At 66.4% G+C, this 17,735-nt stretch carries 16 protein-coding genes; 7 read left to right on the top strand and 9 right to left on the bottom strand.

What is annotated here, in order from left to right; all coding sequences use genetic code 11:
* Positions 1 to 74 precede the first annotated feature (74 nt).
* The gene (locus NP511_RS01790) at positions 75 to 1,301 is read right to left on the bottom strand and encodes a Cdc6/Cdc18 family protein (RefSeq protein WP_006180903.1); all 1,227 of its coding nucleotides are present in this window, start codon (positions 1,299 to 1,301) and stop codon (positions 75 to 77) included.
* 974 nt (positions 1,302 to 2,275) lie between these two features.
* On the opposite strand from NP511_RS01790, the gene NP511_RS01795 reads away from it, so the two are divergent.
* Both NP511_RS01795 and NP511_RS01800 read left to right on the top strand, forming a co-directional pair.
* Positions 2,276 to 3,037, top strand: a complete 762-nt coding sequence (locus NP511_RS01795) for an RNA methyltransferase (RefSeq protein WP_006648690.1) — start codon at positions 2,276 to 2,278, stop codon at positions 3,035 to 3,037.
* 91 nt (positions 3,038 to 3,128) lie between these two features.
* Complete coding sequence (locus NP511_RS01800) at positions 3,129 to 4,166, top strand: hypothetical protein (protein ID WP_049964167.1); 1,038 nt, start codon at positions 3,129 to 3,131, stop codon at positions 4,164 to 4,166.
* A 135-nt stretch (positions 4,167 to 4,301) separates the two neighbouring features.
* Here the strand turns inward: NP511_RS01800 and NP511_RS01805 are convergent, their stop codons facing one another.
* The gene (locus NP511_RS01805) at positions 4,302 to 4,976 is read right to left on the bottom strand and encodes an HTH domain-containing protein (RefSeq protein ID WP_211249076.1); all 675 of its coding nucleotides are present in this window, start codon (positions 4,974 to 4,976) and stop codon (positions 4,302 to 4,304) included.
* 139 nt (positions 4,977 to 5,115) lie between these two features.
* Positions 5,116 to 6,066 (bottom strand): DMT family transporter, encoded by a 951-nt coding sequence (locus NP511_RS01810; protein ID WP_049964168.1) that lies wholly within the window; start codon positions 6,064 to 6,066, stop codon positions 5,116 to 5,118.
* 181 nt (positions 6,067 to 6,247) lie between these two features.
* Here NP511_RS01810 and NP511_RS01815 point away from each other — a divergent pair, with 181 nt between their 5' ends.
* Positions 6,248 to 6,730 carry an Lrp/AsnC family transcriptional regulator gene (locus NP511_RS01815; RefSeq protein ID WP_006180898.1) on the top strand — a complete coding sequence of 161 codons (483 nt, stop codon included), beginning with the start codon at positions 6,248 to 6,250 and terminating at the stop codon, positions 6,728 to 6,730.
* A gap of 36 nt (positions 6,731 to 6,766) precedes the next feature.
* Here the strand turns inward: NP511_RS01815 and gatE are convergent, their stop codons facing one another.
* The 3 genes from gatE to btuC form a co-directional block, all read right to left on the bottom strand.
* A complete protein-coding gene (gatE, locus tag NP511_RS01820; protein WP_049964169.1) occupies positions 6,767 to 8,635 on the bottom strand; it encodes a Glu-tRNA(Gln) amidotransferase subunit GatE in 1,869 nt (622 codons plus the stop codon).
* 99 nt (positions 8,636 to 8,734) lie between these two features.
* Positions 8,735 to 10,084 (bottom strand): heme ABC transporter ATP-binding protein, encoded by a 1,350-nt coding sequence (locus NP511_RS01825; protein WP_049964170.1) that lies wholly within the window; start codon positions 10,082 to 10,084, stop codon positions 8,735 to 8,737.
* Positions 10,081 to 11,184: a vitamin B12 ABC transporter permease BtuC gene (gene btuC, locus NP511_RS01830; protein ID WP_049964171.1), complete on the bottom strand. Its 1,104-nt coding sequence runs from the start codon at positions 11,182 to 11,184 to the stop codon at positions 10,081 to 10,083. The genes NP511_RS01825 and btuC overlap by 4 nt, the downstream gene beginning before the upstream one ends.
* A 60-nt stretch (positions 11,185 to 11,244) precedes the next feature.
* Between btuC and NP511_RS01835 the strand changes: the two genes are divergently transcribed.
* From NP511_RS01835 to NP511_RS01850, 4 genes are all read left to right on the top strand, one after another.
* Positions 11,245 to 12,366, top strand: a complete 1,122-nt coding sequence (locus NP511_RS01835; RefSeq protein WP_049964172.1) for a PGF-CTERM-anchored ABC transporter substrate-binding protein — start codon at positions 11,245 to 11,247, stop codon at positions 12,364 to 12,366.
* Between the two features lie 99 nt (positions 12,367 to 12,465).
* Positions 12,466 to 12,747 carry a signal recognition particle subunit SRP19 gene (gene srp19 / locus NP511_RS01840; protein ID WP_006180893.1) on the top strand — a complete coding sequence of 94 codons (282 nt, stop codon included), beginning with the start codon at positions 12,466 to 12,468 and terminating at the stop codon, positions 12,745 to 12,747.
* 1 nt (position 12,748) lies between these two features.
* Entirely contained in the window at positions 12,749 to 12,988 is a 240-nt protein-coding gene (locus NP511_RS01845) for an H/ACA ribonucleoprotein complex subunit GAR1 (protein WP_006180892.1), read from the top strand.
* An 83-nt stretch (positions 12,989 to 13,071) separates the two neighbouring features.
* Complete coding sequence (locus tag NP511_RS01850) at positions 13,072 to 14,160, top strand: presenilin family intramembrane aspartyl protease PSH (protein ID WP_049964173.1); 1,089 nt, start codon at positions 13,072 to 13,074, stop codon at positions 14,158 to 14,160.
* 10 nt (positions 14,161 to 14,170) lie between these two features.
* Here the strand turns inward: NP511_RS01850 and NP511_RS01855 are convergent, their stop codons facing one another.
* From NP511_RS01855 to NP511_RS01865, 3 genes are all read right to left on the bottom strand, one after another.
* Positions 14,171 to 15,352: a sensor histidine kinase gene (locus NP511_RS01855; protein WP_049964174.1), complete on the bottom strand. Its 1,182-nt coding sequence runs from the start codon at positions 15,350 to 15,352 to the stop codon at positions 14,171 to 14,173.
* Between the two features lie 83 nt (positions 15,353 to 15,435).
* Entirely contained in the window at positions 15,436 to 16,935 is a 1,500-nt protein-coding gene (gene cysS / locus NP511_RS01860; protein WP_049964175.1) for a cysteine--tRNA ligase, read from the bottom strand.
* Between the two features lie 91 nt (positions 16,936 to 17,026).
* Entirely contained in the window at positions 17,027 to 17,647 is a 621-nt protein-coding gene (locus NP511_RS01865) for a DUF7509 family protein (RefSeq protein ID WP_049964176.1), read from the bottom strand.
* Between the last annotated feature and the right edge of the window lie 88 nt (positions 17,648 to 17,735).

The raw sequence follows: 17,735 nt of genomic DNA on the forward strand, positions 1-17,735 counted from the left end.
CGAAAATCGTCCCAAAACCGCCGCTCACCAGTAGTCACGGTCCGCACAGGTCGCGACGATCGAGGGACCCGTTGTCACTCCTCTTCGAGGACCGCCAGCCGCGAGTCACGCAGCAGCACCTTCTTGACGATCGAGGGGTTCTCGAGCAGGCGGTGTTTCGCGTGAGCGCCCCGGCCGCGTCCCCGGCCCTCACGTTCGGACTGGATCACGTTGAGGAAGTTCTGCTCCTGGAGGATCTCCTGGACCCGGCGCTCCGAGAGGACGTCGAAGTCAAGCCGGCGGGCGATCTCCTTGTACTGGTTGTAGATGATCTTCGTCGGGAACTCCTTTTCCTGGCTGTTCTCGGTCAGCAGGGTCAGCGAGTAGAGGATCGCCTTGGCCTGTTGGGGCGAGCCCTCGATGAGTTCGTTGAAGCGGTCGGCCTCGGTCTTCTCCTTGGCGTCGCGGACGTGGTCGGCCGTCACGCGGGTGTCGTTTCGCTTCTTGGCGATCCGGCCGGCGTTCCGGAGGATGTCGATCGCCTTGCGCGCGTCGCCGTGTTCCTGTGCCGCGAGCGCGGCGGTCAACGGGATCACGTCGTCCGAGAGGACGCCGTCGTGGAACGCGTCGCGACGTTTCTCGAGAATCTCGACGAGCTGGTTGGCGTCGTACGGCGAGAAGACGAGTTCGTCCCGCGAGAGGCTGGACTTGACGCGTTCGGAGAGGTGATCCGGGAAGTCGATCTTGTTCGAGATGCCGATGATGCCAATACTCGAGTCCGAGATTCGGCGGTTCTCGCCGGCCCGGGAGAGTTTGCGCAACACTTCGTCGTCCTCGAGCATGTCGATCTCGTCGAGAATGACGATCGTCACGTCGGTGCAGTGATCGACGGCCTGCCAGAGGCGCTTGTAGTAGTCGCCGGTCCCGAGCCCCCGGTCGGGGACGGTGACCCCGCTCGCGTCGGGTTCGTTGACGATCTGAGCGATCGTCTTGACGATGGAGGCCTCGGTGTTCTGCTCCCCGCAGTCGATGAAGGCGTATTTCACGGTGACGTCGTCGTGTTCGGCCTCGGTGATCACGCGCTGGGTGACCGACCGCGAGATGAGCGACTTGCCGGTACCGGTCTTGCCGAAGATGAACAGGTGGTTGGGCTCGCTCCCAAAGATCGCCGGGTTCAGGGCGTCCGCAACCCGTTGCATCTGTTCGTCGCGACCGACGATCCGGTCCGGCCCGGGCAGGTGCGTGATCTCGAGCAGACGCTCGTCGGCGAAGACGGGGTCGTCGTACCGAAAGAGCGGATCTCGATCGTCGTTGGCGGCCATTGCAGTGGCCGGCCTTTTCAACTCGACTGAAATAAAGCTGTGGAGATCGATCGCGGATGTAAACACGTCGGGTAAGCGACTCGAGCGCCCGTTTTCGACCACCTGGCCGTCCGTCCGGCGATCCGCCGCCCTCGCGCTTCTAACGCCGAAACCGGTCGATTCACAGGACGGGCACCCCCATCGCGGGTGTAAAACCGGCGCGTTCGATCACGAAACCCCCAGTACCGACCGATTCCGAGAGCTGTGTCGCGGTCACTGCGTGTGGTCCGAATCCGAGACTGCAGTCGAAACCGCATCGCTACAGCGGTCGAACGTTCGAATCGGGATTCGCTCGAGGGGGCACACCCCGGTCGCGTTTGTAACGGGAAACGAGTGGGGTGGTCCGATCAGTATTGCCCGATTTGGGCCGTATGAGGCGAACTATCGAACAGCCTTTCATCCGCGATGGTGGTGTGTTCACGAACAGAACCCCCACTCGCAATCACGGTTACAAACGCGAGGGGGGTGTGTCCCTCTCTCACTAATTCCAATCCAACCCGTACAGGGCGATACTGGACGGGAACGATCCCGTTGTACCGGCACAGTCGACGAGGCCACGACTTCGATGGGGTCCACAGTCACGGAAACACACTGTCGGAACACGACGATGGGGATACCGTTCTATCGGACTACCATGTCTCTAGTCTAGTAGTGTTTCTAGACTAGTGTATCTAAGCTAGAGTAGTTGTCCTGAAACGGCAACTGGTCTGACTCGAGCCACCACACGACAGCCGGTCGCGGCCAGTCACGAACGGACTCCTTTTTGCGGTCCCGACCACTACTCCGGCTATGAACCCGCGTCTCGCTTCCGTCGCGTCGGTCGCATCCGTCCCGTCCGGCGGTCTCGGAACGGAGTCACCATCGAACTCGACGACAGCCCCCCTTCGACGAGGCATCGAACGATTTCGCGTCTCGGTCGTCCGCTTTCCGAACCGATGAGTGAGGATATCCCACCTACCGCGGACGCGACGGCGCGAACGGTGCCGGCCGTCGCCGTCGTCGACGCCCAGTCGCCGGGGAACGTTGGCACGATCGCCCGCTCGATGAAGAACTTCGGCTTCGAGGAGTTGCTGTTGATCGACCCGCCCGAACTCGATCCCGACGGCGAGGCCTACGGCTACGCGGGCCACGCTCGAGAGGATGTCCTACCCGAGGCCGAGGAGATCACGTTCGATCACCTCGTCGAGAACTACCATACAATCGGCTGTACGGCGGTGACCAACGAGGACGATCGCAGCCACACGCGGTTTCCCTACTCGACCCCCGCGGAGTTGGCCGACCGGCTCCCGACCGTCGAAGCACCGACCGCACTCGTGTTCGGCCGCGAGCGCGTCGGGCTGACCAACGCGGAACTCGCCCGGATCGACGAGATCTGTTCGATCCCCGCGAGCGCGGCCTACCCCGTCCTCAACCTCGGGCAGGCCGCGACCGTCACGCTCTACGAACTTCGGTCGCTCGCGCTCGAGGCAACGCAGTTACCGGACGTCGAACGGGTTCGTGCCCCCGAGGCAACCGTCGACCGACTCTACGGCCAGTGGGACGACCTGCTGACCGAGATCAACCACCCCGACGAGAAACGCGACAAGACGATGCGGATGCTCAGACGGGTGTTCGGTCGGGCGGACCTGACCGAACGCGAGGCCAACACCCTGCTCGGTCTCCTCCGCCGCGCGACCGAGCGGCCGGCCGAGGACTGACCGTTGAGGTGGCGCTCGGGCTGTCAACGCTGCTAAATATCGGCGATAACGGCCGGTACAATAATACGGTTTCAGTGACCATCACCTGACCATGACTACCTATCGCCGACGAGCGACGCTGGGACTACTTGGAACGGGGATGGCGTTGCTGGCCGGTTGTTCCGGATCGTCCGACGACGGTAACGGCTCCGACGACGACACCGAAGACGAGTCCGACGAATCGGCCGGTGACGCGGACATCGACGGTGAGAACGGTGACCTTCCCGCCTACGCCTCGATTCTCCCACAGAGCGACGACCCGTCGTACTTCTACGGTGCGATCGACGGCGCGACGCTCGATACCCTGCTCAACGACGAGGGTGCAGCCGAAGGCAACGAGCCGACGGATCCCCTGCTCGGGAACCCCGTCATCATGGCAGTTCTGTTCGGCAACTTCGGCAGTCGCGCCTCCCGCCAGGCCTACGTGAACAACGATCAGACGGCCGCCGACGAGGGCGTGCTGGTCGACGCCAACGGCGTCTACGCCGTCAAGGGCCAGTACGATCAGGACGGGCTCGCCGCCGACCTCGAGTCGGCCGGTTACGCGGCCGAGAGCGACACCGACGCGTATTCGGTCTACAGCGACCCCGACTCCGGCGAGGCCGTCGGCGTCTCCGAGGAAGTGTTCGCGGTCACCTCGCCAAACCCGAACGACGACGGCTTCGAGCCGATCGCCGCCGTCGAACGCGTCCTCGAGACGGCCGTCGGCGATCGGGAGCCGAAACACGCCGTCGACGAGGACTTCGAGTGGCTCCTTCGTGCCAGTTCGACCGACGGCATGGCGCTCTGTCGGTACACGGAAACCGAGGCGTTCGATCCCGCGACCCTCGGCAACGAACAGGTGTCCTCGGACAGCCTCGAGTTCGCCTTTGGCGCGTTCGAGGGGGCAAACGGCGCACATCAACAGCTCTCGCTCGGCGACGGCGACGCGACCGCAAGCGCCGTCGTCACCTACGCCGACGAGGCCAGCGTCGACCGCGACCGCCTCGAGTCGGCGCTGGGAACCGACGCCGATTCGGTGACGTTCGAACAGGACGGATCGGCCGTCGCGGTCGACGCCGAGTACAGCGGCGATCTGGTCGAGGAGTAAATCTGCGAACGCGCCGGGGAGACGGCGTCGAATCCGTCGCGTTCGCGACCAAAACGGAGTAGTCGAGGGTACTGTTACTGCGGGGCACTGTTACTGCGGGGCACTGTTACTGCGGGGCACTGTGACTACGGGTCCCTATGACTGCGGCGGCGTCTGCCCTTCCGCCGTCGTCTTGGACGCCGTCACCTGGGCGACGTACCGCCCGGAGTCGGTCACCTGCCCGACCCAGCCGCAGTCGCCACAGGCAAACAGTCCCTGGCCGTCGATCAACTCCCCGCCGCAGTCGGGACACGGGTCCGAGATCGTCCCATCCGGCGCACCGTCGGCGTCGGTCGCTGCTCCGGCATCGACCGGCTCGAGCGGGGTCGGCACCGCGCCGGTCCGAAGCGTCGCGATCGCCTCGTCGGTGGTGTAGGTCTCCTCGGTCCGCTCGTCGGTGTGAGGGAAGACCCCGACCAGATCGTCGTCCTCGTAGATCTCGAGACACAAAAGCGGCGTCACGAGCCGCTCGCGGGTCTCACCGGTGATCTGCGAGGTCGTTTCCCGCTCCCGAAACGGCGGGCGGACGCTCACGCCGCGGCGATCGGCCCACTGCTCGAACCGTTCGTAGTTCTCGAGGACCTCCTGATGGGGGCTCTCTTCGGAGAGCGCGACCTCCTTGGGCCAACTCCGCAACAGCAGGTCGTCGATCGCTCCCTCGTCCTCGCAGGCTTGTAGCGTCTCGATCTGCTCGTCGATCGGCTCGAGAAGCAGGGGTGCGCGCACGTGACACACCACAGTACGGTCCGTATGGTCGGTTTTGCGCTGCATCGTTCTCAGTCAGGTTGTCGGGCAACGTGCGTGCTAATAACTGTTTCCGACGGTGCAGATACGGCCAAGTCCCGATCGACCCGACGAGGCTGTCCGTACGGTGGCAAACCGGTTAGTGCCTGCCTCGAGACGTGGCCGATCACGGGGTCGTGGAAGACGCTCCGTCGAGCGCCGAGCGAAGCACGGACCGCAGCGCCTTGCGTTTGATCATGACGAAGCCCGCGAGGATCGTCACCAGGCCGACGAGCGTGAGCGAGTCGACGAGATATCCCAGCGCGACCCAGCTTACCCCCATCGCAACTACCGGCTCGGCGTAGCTGACCAGGATGACCTGCGTCGCGCCGGTTCGCTCGAGCAGTTCGAAGTAGAGGAAGAACGCGAACACGCCGGAGACGAGCGTCAGGTAGCTAAACGAGAGGACCGTCGCCGACGTCAGTTCGATCGCTGCGACCGACTCCCCGCGCAGGAACGCCCAGCCGAGCAACACGCCGGCCCCGATGAGCATCGCCCACGCCTGGAGCGTCTCGATCGGGAGCGCCGAGTCGATCGGGCGGACGAGGACGCTCCCGAGCGCGAACGCGACGGCCGAGCCGAACACGAGGACAGCGCCGACGGTCACGTCGCTTCCGAGCGCGGCCGATGACGGCTGGACGACAGCGATCACGCCCACCAGACCGAGTATCAAGCCTGCGATCCCTGCAGGTGCCAGCCGCTCCTCCGGGAGTACCACGCCGGCGAACCCTGCCGTCAGGATCGGGGCCGTGCTAACGATCGTCGCCGCGACCGCGCCCGACACGTACAGTTCGCCGAGATACAACAGGCCGTGATAGAGCGCGATGACGAACGTGCCGGCGACGGTAACTGCCGCCCACTCTCCACGGCCCGCCGGTCGAACCCGATCGTTCACCACGGCCGCGTATGCGAAGACGATCGCGCCCGCGATCGCGTACCGAAGGCCGGCGAACAGGAGCGGCGGAACGTACTCGAGTCCGATCTCGATCGCGACGAACGAACTGCCCCAGCATAGCGCGAGTATCGAAAAGAGTGCCGCATCACGGCACCCATCTGGAATCCAATCGATTGTACTCATATCTCCTTCGAAAATCACGGTCGTATTTAGACCCTTCTACAATCGAGCGGTGTTTTGAGAATCAAGAACCACACATATGAATTCATTTCGAGTTGGACGCCGATAATCGGCCGATAGTTGGAGAAATATGCAATTACATAAGCCGGAAAACACATGTCGGTCGGGGTCGAACCTCGTCCATATGGACGAACGCGACGTGCGCCTCCTCAAGGCGATCGCCGAACTCGAGACGGGAAGTCCCGAACGGCTCCACGAGGCGACCGACATTCCGATCTCGACGATCCACTACCGTCTCAACAACCTCCGAGAGGAGGGCATCATCGAGAACGACCGCTACGATATCGATCTCGAGGCACTCGGGCTGGGCGTCACCGTCCTGATCGAGGTTCACGCGGACTATCGGGGCTCCTACGAGACGTTCGCGGATCGGCTCCTGACCGTCGAGGGGGTTACGAACGTCTACTTCACGATGGGAGAGACGGACTTCATCGTCGTCGCACGCCTGAGCGACAGCGGCATGGTCGAACGCCTGATCGCCGAGTTCGAACAACTCGAGGGCGTCGAACGGACCGACTCGACGTTCGTCATCTCGGCGATCGAAGAACGGGACGCACTCCAGAGCTACGAGTTAGAGACGCTGCTCGAGGAACTCGTCGATGAGTGAGAACCGCGGCGTCGGTAGCACTGCGCCTCGAGCGAGTTACGCTCGTTTCTGAATCTCCTCGCGCAGGAGTTCGCTCACGAGGTCGCCGTCGGCCTTCCCGCGGAGCGCGCCCATGCACTCGCCCATGAGTCCGGAGAAGGCCTGCATGCCCTCCTCCTCGACTTGGCCCGCGTTGCGTTCGACGACCTCGACGACGGCCTCGCGGACTTCGTCCTCCTCGGCTCCGCCGAGTCCGGCGTCCTCGGCCGCTTCTTCGGCCGTCCGGTCCGGCTCCTCGGCCAGTGCCGCGAGCAGATCCGGCACGCCCTCGTTCGGCAGGTCGCCGTCCTCGACCAGCCGGAGAACGCCCTCGAGGTGGTCGCGGGTCAGGTTCTCGACGGGCGCGCCGTCACGACGGACTTCGGTCAGCGTCGACTCGAGCGTCGTCGCGGCCAGCGTGGGATCGATTCCGCCGCCGACGACGTCCTCGAACAGCGGCATGTACTCGCCGTAGGCGACCTGTTCGGCCAGCCCCGCGCCGAGGTCGTACTCGTCCTGATACCGCTCGACCTTCTCGGTCAACAGTTCGGGTTCGGGCACCTCGCTCGGGTCGGGCTCGACCGGCGGCACGTCCGTCTCGGGGTACATCCGCGCCGCGCCGGGCAGGGGGCGCAGATAGCGGGTCGTCCCGTCGTCGTTCGCGCCGCGGGTCTCCTCGGGGACGCCCTCGAGGGCGGTCTCGGCACGCTCGGCGGCGGCCTCGATCGCCGATTCCGCAACCTCGGTGTCGGCGGCGACGATGGCGACGGCGTCCTCGGGTTCGGCACCGACGGCAGCACGCAGGTCGGTGACCTCGTCCTCGGTGACGCCGTACGCCGGCAGTTCGTCGGTGTGGAAGATCCCGCCCGCGCCGTGGCGCTTCGCGTGATCGGAGAGTTCGGTCCCGAGCCGGCGGTCGGGGGCGATTTCGCGGCCGACGATCCCGTCGAAGCCATAGAGCGGCACCGCCGTGACGGCACCGCCCGAGTTCAGCGCCCCCGAGATGACGCCGCTGTCGGTGTCCTCGAAGACCCCGGTCACGTCCTGTACCTCGCCGACCGACGCCTCGCGCTCCTCCAGTTCGGCCGCGATCTTGACGAGTTCGGCCTGTCGGGCCACCTCGTTGCGGACGATGTCGTCGATGTCGTCGAGGCTCTGGACGCCCTTGATCTCGACGCGGGCACCCTCCTCGATGGAGACGTTGACGTCCTGGCGGATCGTCCCCAGGCCGCGCTTGACCTTCCCGGTCGAACGCAGCAGCATGCCGATCCGCTCGGCGGCCTCGAGGGCCTGCTCCGGCGTCGAGATGTCGGGCCTCGTCCCGATCTCGACCAGCGGGATCCCGAGCCGGTCGAGACTGTAGCGGACGCCGTCGTCGGTCTCCTCGACGCGCTGGGCGCTTTCCTCCTCGAGCATGAGGTCTTCGATGCCGACCGCTCCTGCACTGGTCTCGATCGCGCCGCCGGTGGCGATCAGCGACGAGCGCTGGAAGCCCGTCGTGTTCGAGCCGTCGACGACGATCTTGCGCATGACGTGGGCCTGGTCGACCGGGCTCATGTCCATGAGCTGGGCGATCTCGAGGACGGTTTCGAGGGCTTCCTCGTCCAACTCGTGGGGCGGCTCGTCGTCCTCCTCGACGAGACAGGTCGTGTCGTAGGCGAGGTACTCGAACTCGCGGTCGACCATGCTCTCCTCGACGGCGGCGTCGTCGAGTTCGCCCAGTTCGCTCCGGGTGGGGTGGAGATAGCGCGAAAACGTTCGCGTCGACGCCTCGGGCTCGCGAAGCTCGGTCGGACACTGACAGAACAGCTTCGTCGCCGTGTCGAGTTGCTGGTGGATCTCCAGCCCGGCGACGAGTCCGAGCTCGTCGTAGTCGTACTCGGTCATTGGCGGCCACTCGGTGGCGGAGGGGTAAAAAACCGTCCAGTCCGCGCCGCCAGCTCCGTCCACTCGGGACTGGCCCGCAGTCAATCGTCTGCGTCGCCGTCAGTCGTCGGAGGACTCCCGCGAGTCGGCCGGGGGCGACGATCGCGATAGCGACCGATCCGCACCGACCGTCGAGACAGCCTCGAGGACGCGACTGCCCGGCACCTCGAGTCCGCGTTCACGATACCGTTCGTAGCGCTCTCGCGCTTCGCCGCCGGCGAAGTTCCGGTCGGCGAACGGCCGCGTCTCCACCAGCACGAGCGAGTCCGTCTCGTCGAGCGGGTCGAGCAGCGACTGGGTGCCCGCCCCGACGACGAAATCCGCGAGAACTGTCGCCCCAGCTGCCCGAATCAGCGACTCGACACTCTCTAACTCCGCGTTACTCGGCCGGGCGAACGGCTCGGTCTCGACGGTTTCGACGCCGAGCGAGCGGGCCGTCTCCGCCGCCGCGTCGCCGCTCGAGACCGGGCCGACCGAGACGCCGACGCCCGCGGCCTCGAGGCGGGCGATGACGCCGGCCGCAGCGGTGCCGGTCCCTAGGACGTGGACCCGGTCCGGCAGCGGCCCCGCCTCGCGGTCGGCCGCGAACGCGGTCACCGTCTCGGTCCCGGTCACCGGACTCGGCGTCACGACCGCGTTCGCGTCGAACGAGTCCGCGAGCGCCTCCCGCGTCAACACGCTCGAGGGCGGGCCGTCCGCCGCGACCCGCCCGTCCGCGAGCAACACGAGCCGATCGCAGTAGCGGGCGGCCAGCTCGAGGTCGTGGATCGCCGCGACGACCGTCCGACCGCCCTCGACCAGCTCCCGGACCAGCTCGAGCGTCTCGACCTGGTGGTTCACGTCGAGGCTCGCGGTGGGTTCGTCCAGCAGCATCACCGGGGTCTCCTGGGCGATCGCCCGCGCCAGCACGACCCGCTGGCGCTGGCCGCCGCTGACCTCGTCGATCGGCCGATCGGCCAGTTCGGCGGTCCGGGTCCGCTCGAGGGCGCGCTCGACCGCGGCGCGGTCCTCGGGCGTCGCCGACGAGAACCGGGAGCGATGCGGGTGTCGCCCCATCTCGACGACGTCGCGGACGGGGAAGGAAAACGACAGCGTCGTGTCCTGGGGCACGACCGAGACGAGCCGGCTCGAGGCCCGCGAGGAGAGTCCGTGAACGTCGGTTCCGTCGATCGCGATCGACCCCGAATCGGGCGCGAGCGCCCCGCTGATCAGCCGCAAAAGGGTGGTCTTGCCGGCCCCGTTCGGGCCGACGAACCCGACGAACTCGCCGGGCTCGATAGTCAGTGACACGTTCTCGAGGACTGCGAGGTCGCCGAACGACAGCGAACAGTCCGTGATCGAGATCGACGCCGGCTCGAGGTCGTCATCTCGGTCGCGGCCGGCACCGGAGTCGCGGTCGGCCGGCGTCACACCGAGTACACCTCCCGGCGCGTGAGCAGGAACAGGAAGAAGGGGGCACCGAGCGCCGCCGTGACGATGCCGACCGGGACCTCGGTCGGGCCGGCCGGCCACCGCGCGATCGTGTCCGTGACGACCAGAAACGACGCGCCGGCGAGCGCGCTCGTCGGGAACAGGATCCGGTGGTCCGGGCCGACGAGCAGCCGCATGATGTGGGGGACGACCAACCCGACGAACCCGATGACGCCCGTGACGGCGACCCCCGCCGCGGTGACGACGCTCGCGAGCGCGAGCAGGACGAGTTTGGTCCGCTCGACCTCGACCCCGAGGTGGTGGGCGTCCTCCTCGCCAAGCAGGAGGACGTTCAGTTCCCGCGCGTACGTTGCCAGCACGAGCGCGCCGGCGAGCGACACCGGGAGCGCGAACGTGACGTCGTTCCAGCCCCGGTTTGCCAGGCTCCCCATCAACCAGACGACGGCTTCCCTGAGGCCGTCGCCGCTGTGGATGAGCATGTACGAGATCATCGCGCCGAGAAAGGCCTGCACGGCGACGCCGGCGAGCAACAGCGTCGCGACCGGCGTCTGTCCGCCCTCGGTCGCGATCGCGTAGACGAGAAACGCCGTCGCGAGCGCGCCGACGAACGCGGCCAGATGGAGGCTGCCGAACGGAACGAGCGCGGGAAAGGCGATGGCCGCGACCGCGCCGGCCGCACCGCCCGAGGAGACGCCGATGATCGACGGATCGGCGAGCGGGTTCCGGAAGAACCCCTGCATCACCGTCCCCGCGGCGGCGAGCGCGAACCCGACCGTCGCGGCGAGGACGATCCGCGGCAGTCGCAGTTGCACGACGATGTACTCGTGGGTCTTCTCGACGGGAAACGAGAACGCGGACGAAAACTCGAGGCCCGGAACCGGCACGGGCCATCCGAACAGGGGCAGCGTCGCGGTCCCAACTTCGATCCCGGACGGGACGGCGACGCCGTTGAGGATCGCCATCGCAACGGTCGCCGGCTCGATCCGGACCGGTCCGAGGGCGGCGCTGCCGATGACGACGGCCACGAGCAGGACGCTCAGTCCTGCTGACCACACTGCCGTTCGGTGCCGTCGCTGCATTCGTCTCAACCTCGCTTGCAGTAGGCAAATATTTGTTGAAGTGGGGTAGATGTACTCCCGATGCAACGACAGCTAGCCGTTATTCTGACAGTTCTCCTTACAGTTTCGGCGATCGGGCCCGCCGTGGCCGGCGCCGGAACTGGGACCGGAGCAGCCGTACAAGACGCCGAGGTACAGTGTGACTATCCGCTCACGATGACCGACGCGACCGGCGAGGACGTGACGATCGAGGACGAACCCGAGTCGGTCGTCACGCTCTATCCGGGCGACGCACAACTCGCCTACTCGATCGGTGCCGAGGACACGGTCGTCGGCATGCCCGTCGGCCAGTACACCGAGTCGCTCGAGGCCGGCGACAGGACCGACATCACCAAAGACGACGGCGTGACTCCCGTCGCCGAGGAGATCATCAGCCTGAATCCCGACGTCGTCCTCGCCGCGAACGTCGCTCTCTACAATCAGGATCTCCTCGAGCAACTCGAGGACGCCGGGATCACGGTCGTCGTCCTCGACCGAGCGACCTCGCTCGAGGACGTTCGCGAGAACGTCCGCGTGACCGGGCAGGTGACCGGCGAGTGTGACGGTGCCGAGGAGACGCTCCAGTGGATGAACGAGCGACTCGAGATCTACGAGAACGCGCTCGAAAACGAGTCCGCACCGCTCGCGTACTACGACGGCGGCGAGAGCGGCGACACCCACGGCACGGAGACGTTCCAGCACGACGTGATGACGACGGCCGGCCTGACCAACCTGGCGGCCGAGGAGGGCCAGGTAGAATGGGGACAGATGAACTCGGAGGTCGTCGTCGATGCGAACCCCGAGTGGATCGTCTACCCCGACAGCGACCGCTGGGATGCGCCGCCGTCGACGGCTGACCTCGATGGAGTGACCGCCATCCAGGAGGACAACATCGTCGCCGTCGACGATAACGCGATGAGCCAGCCCGGTCCCAACGTCGTCTACGCGATCGAGACGATCATCGAGACCGTCCATCCCGACGTGTACAGCGAGATCGAAGGCGACCTCGAGGCGGTCGACGAGGAGTACCGCGACGACGGAAACGAGTCGGACGGCGGATCGGAGAGCGACGGGGATAACGAGAGCGCTATCCCCGGGTTCGGCACTGCCGCCGCACTGATCGCCCTGTTGGCCGCCGCCGGCTTCGTTGCCCGGCGACGATAGCGTCCGCGGTTCTTTCTGTCTCCCGTTCGGTTCGCCGTACCCCCGCACTGACGTATCGTTTTGAAAAGGGTTTACTCGCCGGACCGCACAGGAACGCGCATGGTCGAGAACGTCATCTGGCCCGCCTATCTCGATGCGGCCCTCTCACGGGCCGAGGGACGGCGCGTGGCCGAGGACCTGGCGGTCGAGGAACCGACGGTCGACGAGATCGCGAAGGCCGTCCAGCAGATCGGGTACGACGCCACGATCGAGCGGGACAAGGCCTACTCGCGGGAACACTGGGCCGACCGGGGCCGGGTCGTCGTCCGCGGGGCCGACGACTCGACGAAGAACGACCTCGTCCAAGCCGTCGCGGCGTACGTCGTCGCGATGCGCGAGTGAGATGCGCCGGGTTGGAAGCGTCGTCCGCACCGCACAGGGCCTCGCGGTCCTCCGGGCGGACGAAACGGACGGCGACGCCCACCGCGACGAGATCGGGACGACGGTCCTCGACGACGACCTCGAGGCGATCGGCCGCGTGGTCGACGTCTTCGGACCGGTCTCGCGGCCGTATCTGGCGGTAACGCCTGACGACGGCGTCCACTTGCCCGCACTGGTCGGATCGACGCTGTACGCGCGGTAGCGGTCGCTTCTCTCGGACACTCCTCGTCACCGCCCGGCCCTCGAGTGAAAAAGCCGATATAAGCGGGGTTCGAACCCCGCCGCATGAACGATCGGAGCCGGATCCTCGCGGCCGTCGGCGCGACGGTCCTGCTGTTCGTCGCCGTCCAGATCGGTGCCCTCGCGCTGGTCGAACCGTTCGACCAGTCGGGACGACAAGCCGTCGAGAACCCGCAGGATCCGACCAACAGCATCTTTTACGTCGGTATCATGCTCGTCGCGACCGCGCTGATGCTCGCCGCCTTCCGGTACGACCTCGAGGGGCTGATCAGACTCCTACTGGTCGGTGTCAGCGTGATGATCTCGTGGTACGTCTTCGCCGAACTCGTGCCCGCCCTCGTCGAGCCGATCGCCCCGGCCAGCGTTGCCGACGGACTCGCCGTCCTCGCCTCGCTGGCCGTCGGTGCCGCCCTGCTGTGGTATCCCGAGTGGTACGTCATCGACGGCGCGGGGATCGTGATGGGAGCCGGTGCCGCCGCCCTCTTCGGGATCAGTTTCGGGCTCCTGCCGGCCCTATTGTTACTCTCGGTGCTGGCCGTCTACGACGCCATCAGCGTCTACGGCACCGAACACATGCTCGATCTCGCCGAGGGCGTGATGGACCTCAAGATCCCGGTCGTCCTCGTCGTGCCGACGACGCTGTCGTACTCCTATCTCGCGGCCGGCAGCGCCGAGGACGCCCTCGAGGACGAAAGTGCCGCCGACGGCGGCCAGCCGGTCGCCGAACACGAGGACGCGGGCGACGACGGGACGGCCGCGGACGGGAGCGACGGCGAAGCGGCCGAAGACGACGATGGGACAGCCACGACCGACGACGAAGCAGTCGAGGATGACGTCCTCGAGCGCGACGCCTTCTTCATCGGGCTGGGCGACGCCGTCATCCCGACGGTACTGGTCGCCAGTGCGGCGTCGTTCCTCGAGGCCGGGGCGATCGCGGTTCCGGGGCTCGCGCTGAATCTGGCGGCGCTTGGCGCGTCGCTGGGGACGATCGCCGGCTTGCTCGTCCTGATGTACATGGTGATCGAGGGGCGGGCCCACGCGGGCCTCCCGCTGTTGAACGGCGGGGCGATCGGGGGCTATCTGCTCGGCGCGCTCGCCAGCGGCGTCTCGATCGCGACCGCGATCGGCTTCTGACCGCAGGTGCTTATCGCTCGACCACGGTGACGCCGCGAACCTCGAACCGAGCGCCGCCGTTCCGTCCCGACGCGATCGAGATCGACCAGCCGTGGGCGTCGACGACGTCGCTGACGATCGCCAGCCCGAAGCCCGACCCACCGGCGCTGGAGTACCCCGATTCGAACACCGCCGCCCGCTCGTCGGGCGGGATTCCGGGACCGTCGTCTTCCACGTAGAACCCGTCGTAGTCGGCCGCTTCGCCCGACCAGTCCGTGGGCCGCGTTCCGCCCTCGACCGCTTTCGCCGCCTCGTCGTCGCGGTCCCCGTCGGCGGCCGTCGATTCGAGGGCCCCGACCTCGATACGGGGGCCGTCTCCCCCGTGTTCGACGGCGTCCTGACGAGTTCGGGAGTCAGGGCTTGTCGAACCGTGTTCGACAGCGTTTCGAAACAGGTTCTCGAAGAGGTGTGTCAGCAGCGACGGATCGGCACGGATCGCGATGTCGTCGACGACGTCGACGCTCGCGCCGTCCGTGCGGACGGTGGTCCAGGCAGTCTCGACGGCCCGCGAGAGCGCCAGAAGTTCGGTCTCCTCGACCGCGTCGATCGTCGTGAGGTGCAGCGCCTCGTCAATGATCGACTCCATACGCTCGAGCGAGGCGCGCAACGGGTTCTCGTCGCTGTCGTCGCCGAGGTCGACGCCGTCGTCCAGTTCGAGCATCTCCGTGTGCGCCAGCGCAACGGACAGCGGGTTCCGGAGGTCGTGAGAGAGCAGTGTGGCGAACGACTCCATCCGGTCGGCCTGTTCCTGCGTCCGCCGCTCGAGGAGTTTGCGTTCGGTGATGTCCACGTGCATGACGAGGACGAACCGCTCGCCGCCGTGGTCGTACGGTCTGGCATCCAGCAGGTACCAGCCGTCCTCGCCCGGCGTGTGGCAGGGGTACTCGAGGCGGAACGACTCGCTGTCGCCGGCGGCGATCGCGCGGATCCCGCGTGCGGTTTCGACCGCATCGGGATCGTCGCTCGCCTCACAGACCGCGAGATAGTTACTCCCGACGCCGCCCGCGCTCCGTGCCAGTCCCTGTTCGTCGCCGAACGACTCCCAGGATTCGTTCGTGTAGACGATCGTACCGCCCGTATCGAGAATCGCGACGCGGGCGGCCAACGCATCGAAGCCGGCGGCGACCAACGAGTCCTCGCCTGAACTACTCATTACCCACTCTTGGAGCGGGATCTACTTGAGGGGTGTGCTACCGACCGACTATCGAGAACCGGTCGATCCATCCGGGCCCGCCCTCACTCGCCGTCGGGGAGCCGATACGTCGGGCCGTCGTCCGAATCCTGTACCTCGATTCCCAGCGCCGCGAGTTCGTCGCGGAGTTCGTCGGCGCGCTCGTAGTTGCCCGCCTCGCGTTCCCGTTCGCGGACCTCGAGGACGAGTTCGACGACGTCGCCGGCGAGTTCGGCCGAGCCGGTCGTCGACCCGTCGAAGGAGAGCCCGAGGATCCCGCCCAGTTCGTCGAGCGCCTCGACGGCCCGGCGGAGCCCGCGGTAGTCAGCTCCCTCGTCGCCGACCGCCTCGAGGTGGCGGTTGATCGCCGTCGCGACCGACAGCAGCGCCGACTGTGCTTCCCGCGTGTTGAAGTCGTCGTTCATCGCGGTCCTGAAGGCCTCGCGGGCGTCGGCGACCGCCTCACGCAGCGTCAGGTCTTCGGCCTTCGAACTCGCCGCGGGTGAGTCGAGCGTCTCGGCGGCGGCCTCGTAGGCCCGCTCGAGCTGTTCCCACCGCTCTTCGGCCTCGGCGATCGTCTCGTCGGAGTAGAGCTGTTGGCTGTTGTAGGAGCCGGCGGTCAGGAAGGTCCGCATGACGTTTGCCCCCCAGCGGTCGATCGCCTCCGCGACCGTGACGAAGTTGCCCAGACTCGAGGACATCTTCTCCTCGTCCATCTGGAACAGTTCGCAGTGGAGCCAGTAGTTCGCGAACTGCTGCTCCGTCGCGGCCTCGGACTGGGCGATCTCGTTCTCGTGGTGGGGAAAGACCAGATCGCGGCCGCCGACGTGGATGTCCAGCGTCTCGCCAAGGTGGGTCATGCTCATCGCCGAACACTCGATGTGCCAGCCGGGCCGGCCCTCGCCCCACGGGGAGTCCCAGGTCAGGCCCTCGGGCGGGTCGCCGCCGTGGTCGACGCCCTCGTGGCGGTGTTCCGCGACGGCGTCGGGATCGACGCCGCCGGCCTTCCAGAGCGCGAAGTCCGCGGGGTGGCGCTTCTCCGAGCGCTCGTCCGGGTCGCCCTGTGACTCGATCTCGGTCAGCTCCTGGTTCGAGAGCTTGCCGTACTCCTCGAAGCTCGTCACGTCGAAGTAGACCGACCCGTTGGACTCGTAGGCGTAGCCCTTCTCGATCAGCGTCTCGACGAGGTCGACGATCTCGGGGACGTGTTCGGAGACGCGCGGGTAGACCTCGGCGCGCAGGAGGTTCAGCGAGCGCATGTCCTCGATCGTCCGCCGAACGTAGCTCTCGGCGACCTCGCGTTCGTCCGCGCCGAGGTCGTCCTCGCCGACGCGGGCGACGATCTTCTCGTTGACGTCGGTGAAGTTCTCGACGTGACGCACGTCGTAGCCGAGTTGCTCGAGCCAGCGGTGCATGACGTCGACGTGGACCCACGAGCGGGCGTGGCCCAGATGTGGCGGGTCCGAGACCGTCAGGCCACAGTAGTAGAGCAAGACGTTTTCCGGGTCCTGTGGCTCGAACGGCTCTTTTTCGCCCGTCAACGTGTTCGTCACGTGCAGGGTCATTGGGCTCACTTCCCCCGGACGACAGTTAAACGGTGTGATGCACCGCGAACGCGGCGATTACCCGGGACCGAACGGTCGATTCGGCTCGGAATCAATCGAGGTACTCGAGGTCACCGAACCGCTCGCGGTTCATCGTCGTGACGACGAACCGCCGCAGCGTCTCGATCAGTTCCGCTTCCGTCTCGTAGGTCTCGATGCGGAGGTCCCACCGAGTCCGCGCCGATCGGATCATCTCGCTGGTCACGTTCGCCTCGCGAACGAAGACGATCCGGTCGCTTCCCGTCTCCGCGACGGCCTCGAGAATGCTCCCCGCCTCCTCGCCGACGCCGAAATTGTGGCCGAGAAACGGCAGGACGAACGCGGTCGCGTTCGCACACCGCGTGTACTCGATGCTCTGGGTCACCGCATCGACCTCGTCCGTATCGATATCGGCGTCGACCGCGAGGAACGCGTTCACCCCCGGATCCGCCCGGAGCGATCCCTGGACTCGACGCAGGAGCGCCTTCGCCTCGTCGATCTCGTCCTCGTTCTGGAAGAACCGTTCGAAGGGGCTGGGCAGGTCTTCGACCGCCACGTCTTGCAGTTCCTCGTCGGTCAACACGTAGTTCAGGTTGAACGATTTGTACGGCCCCATCAGATAGAGCAAAAACCGGTCGTACCCGACGGTTCCGAGCCGATCGGCGATGAAATCCCGGGTGATCTCCCGAGTCATACCTCGAGCGACTCGCGGTTAGTATATAAATAGGGGTGTTTTCAGCGAACGTTGGCTTGACAAAGACTAAAAACGGAGAGCGAGTAGG

The sequence above is a fragment of the Natrinema thermotolerans genome (assembly GCF_031165565.1).
In the GTDB taxonomy this organism is placed as follows: domain Archaea; phylum Halobacteriota; class Halobacteria; order Halobacteriales; family Natrialbaceae; genus Natrinema; species Natrinema thermotolerans.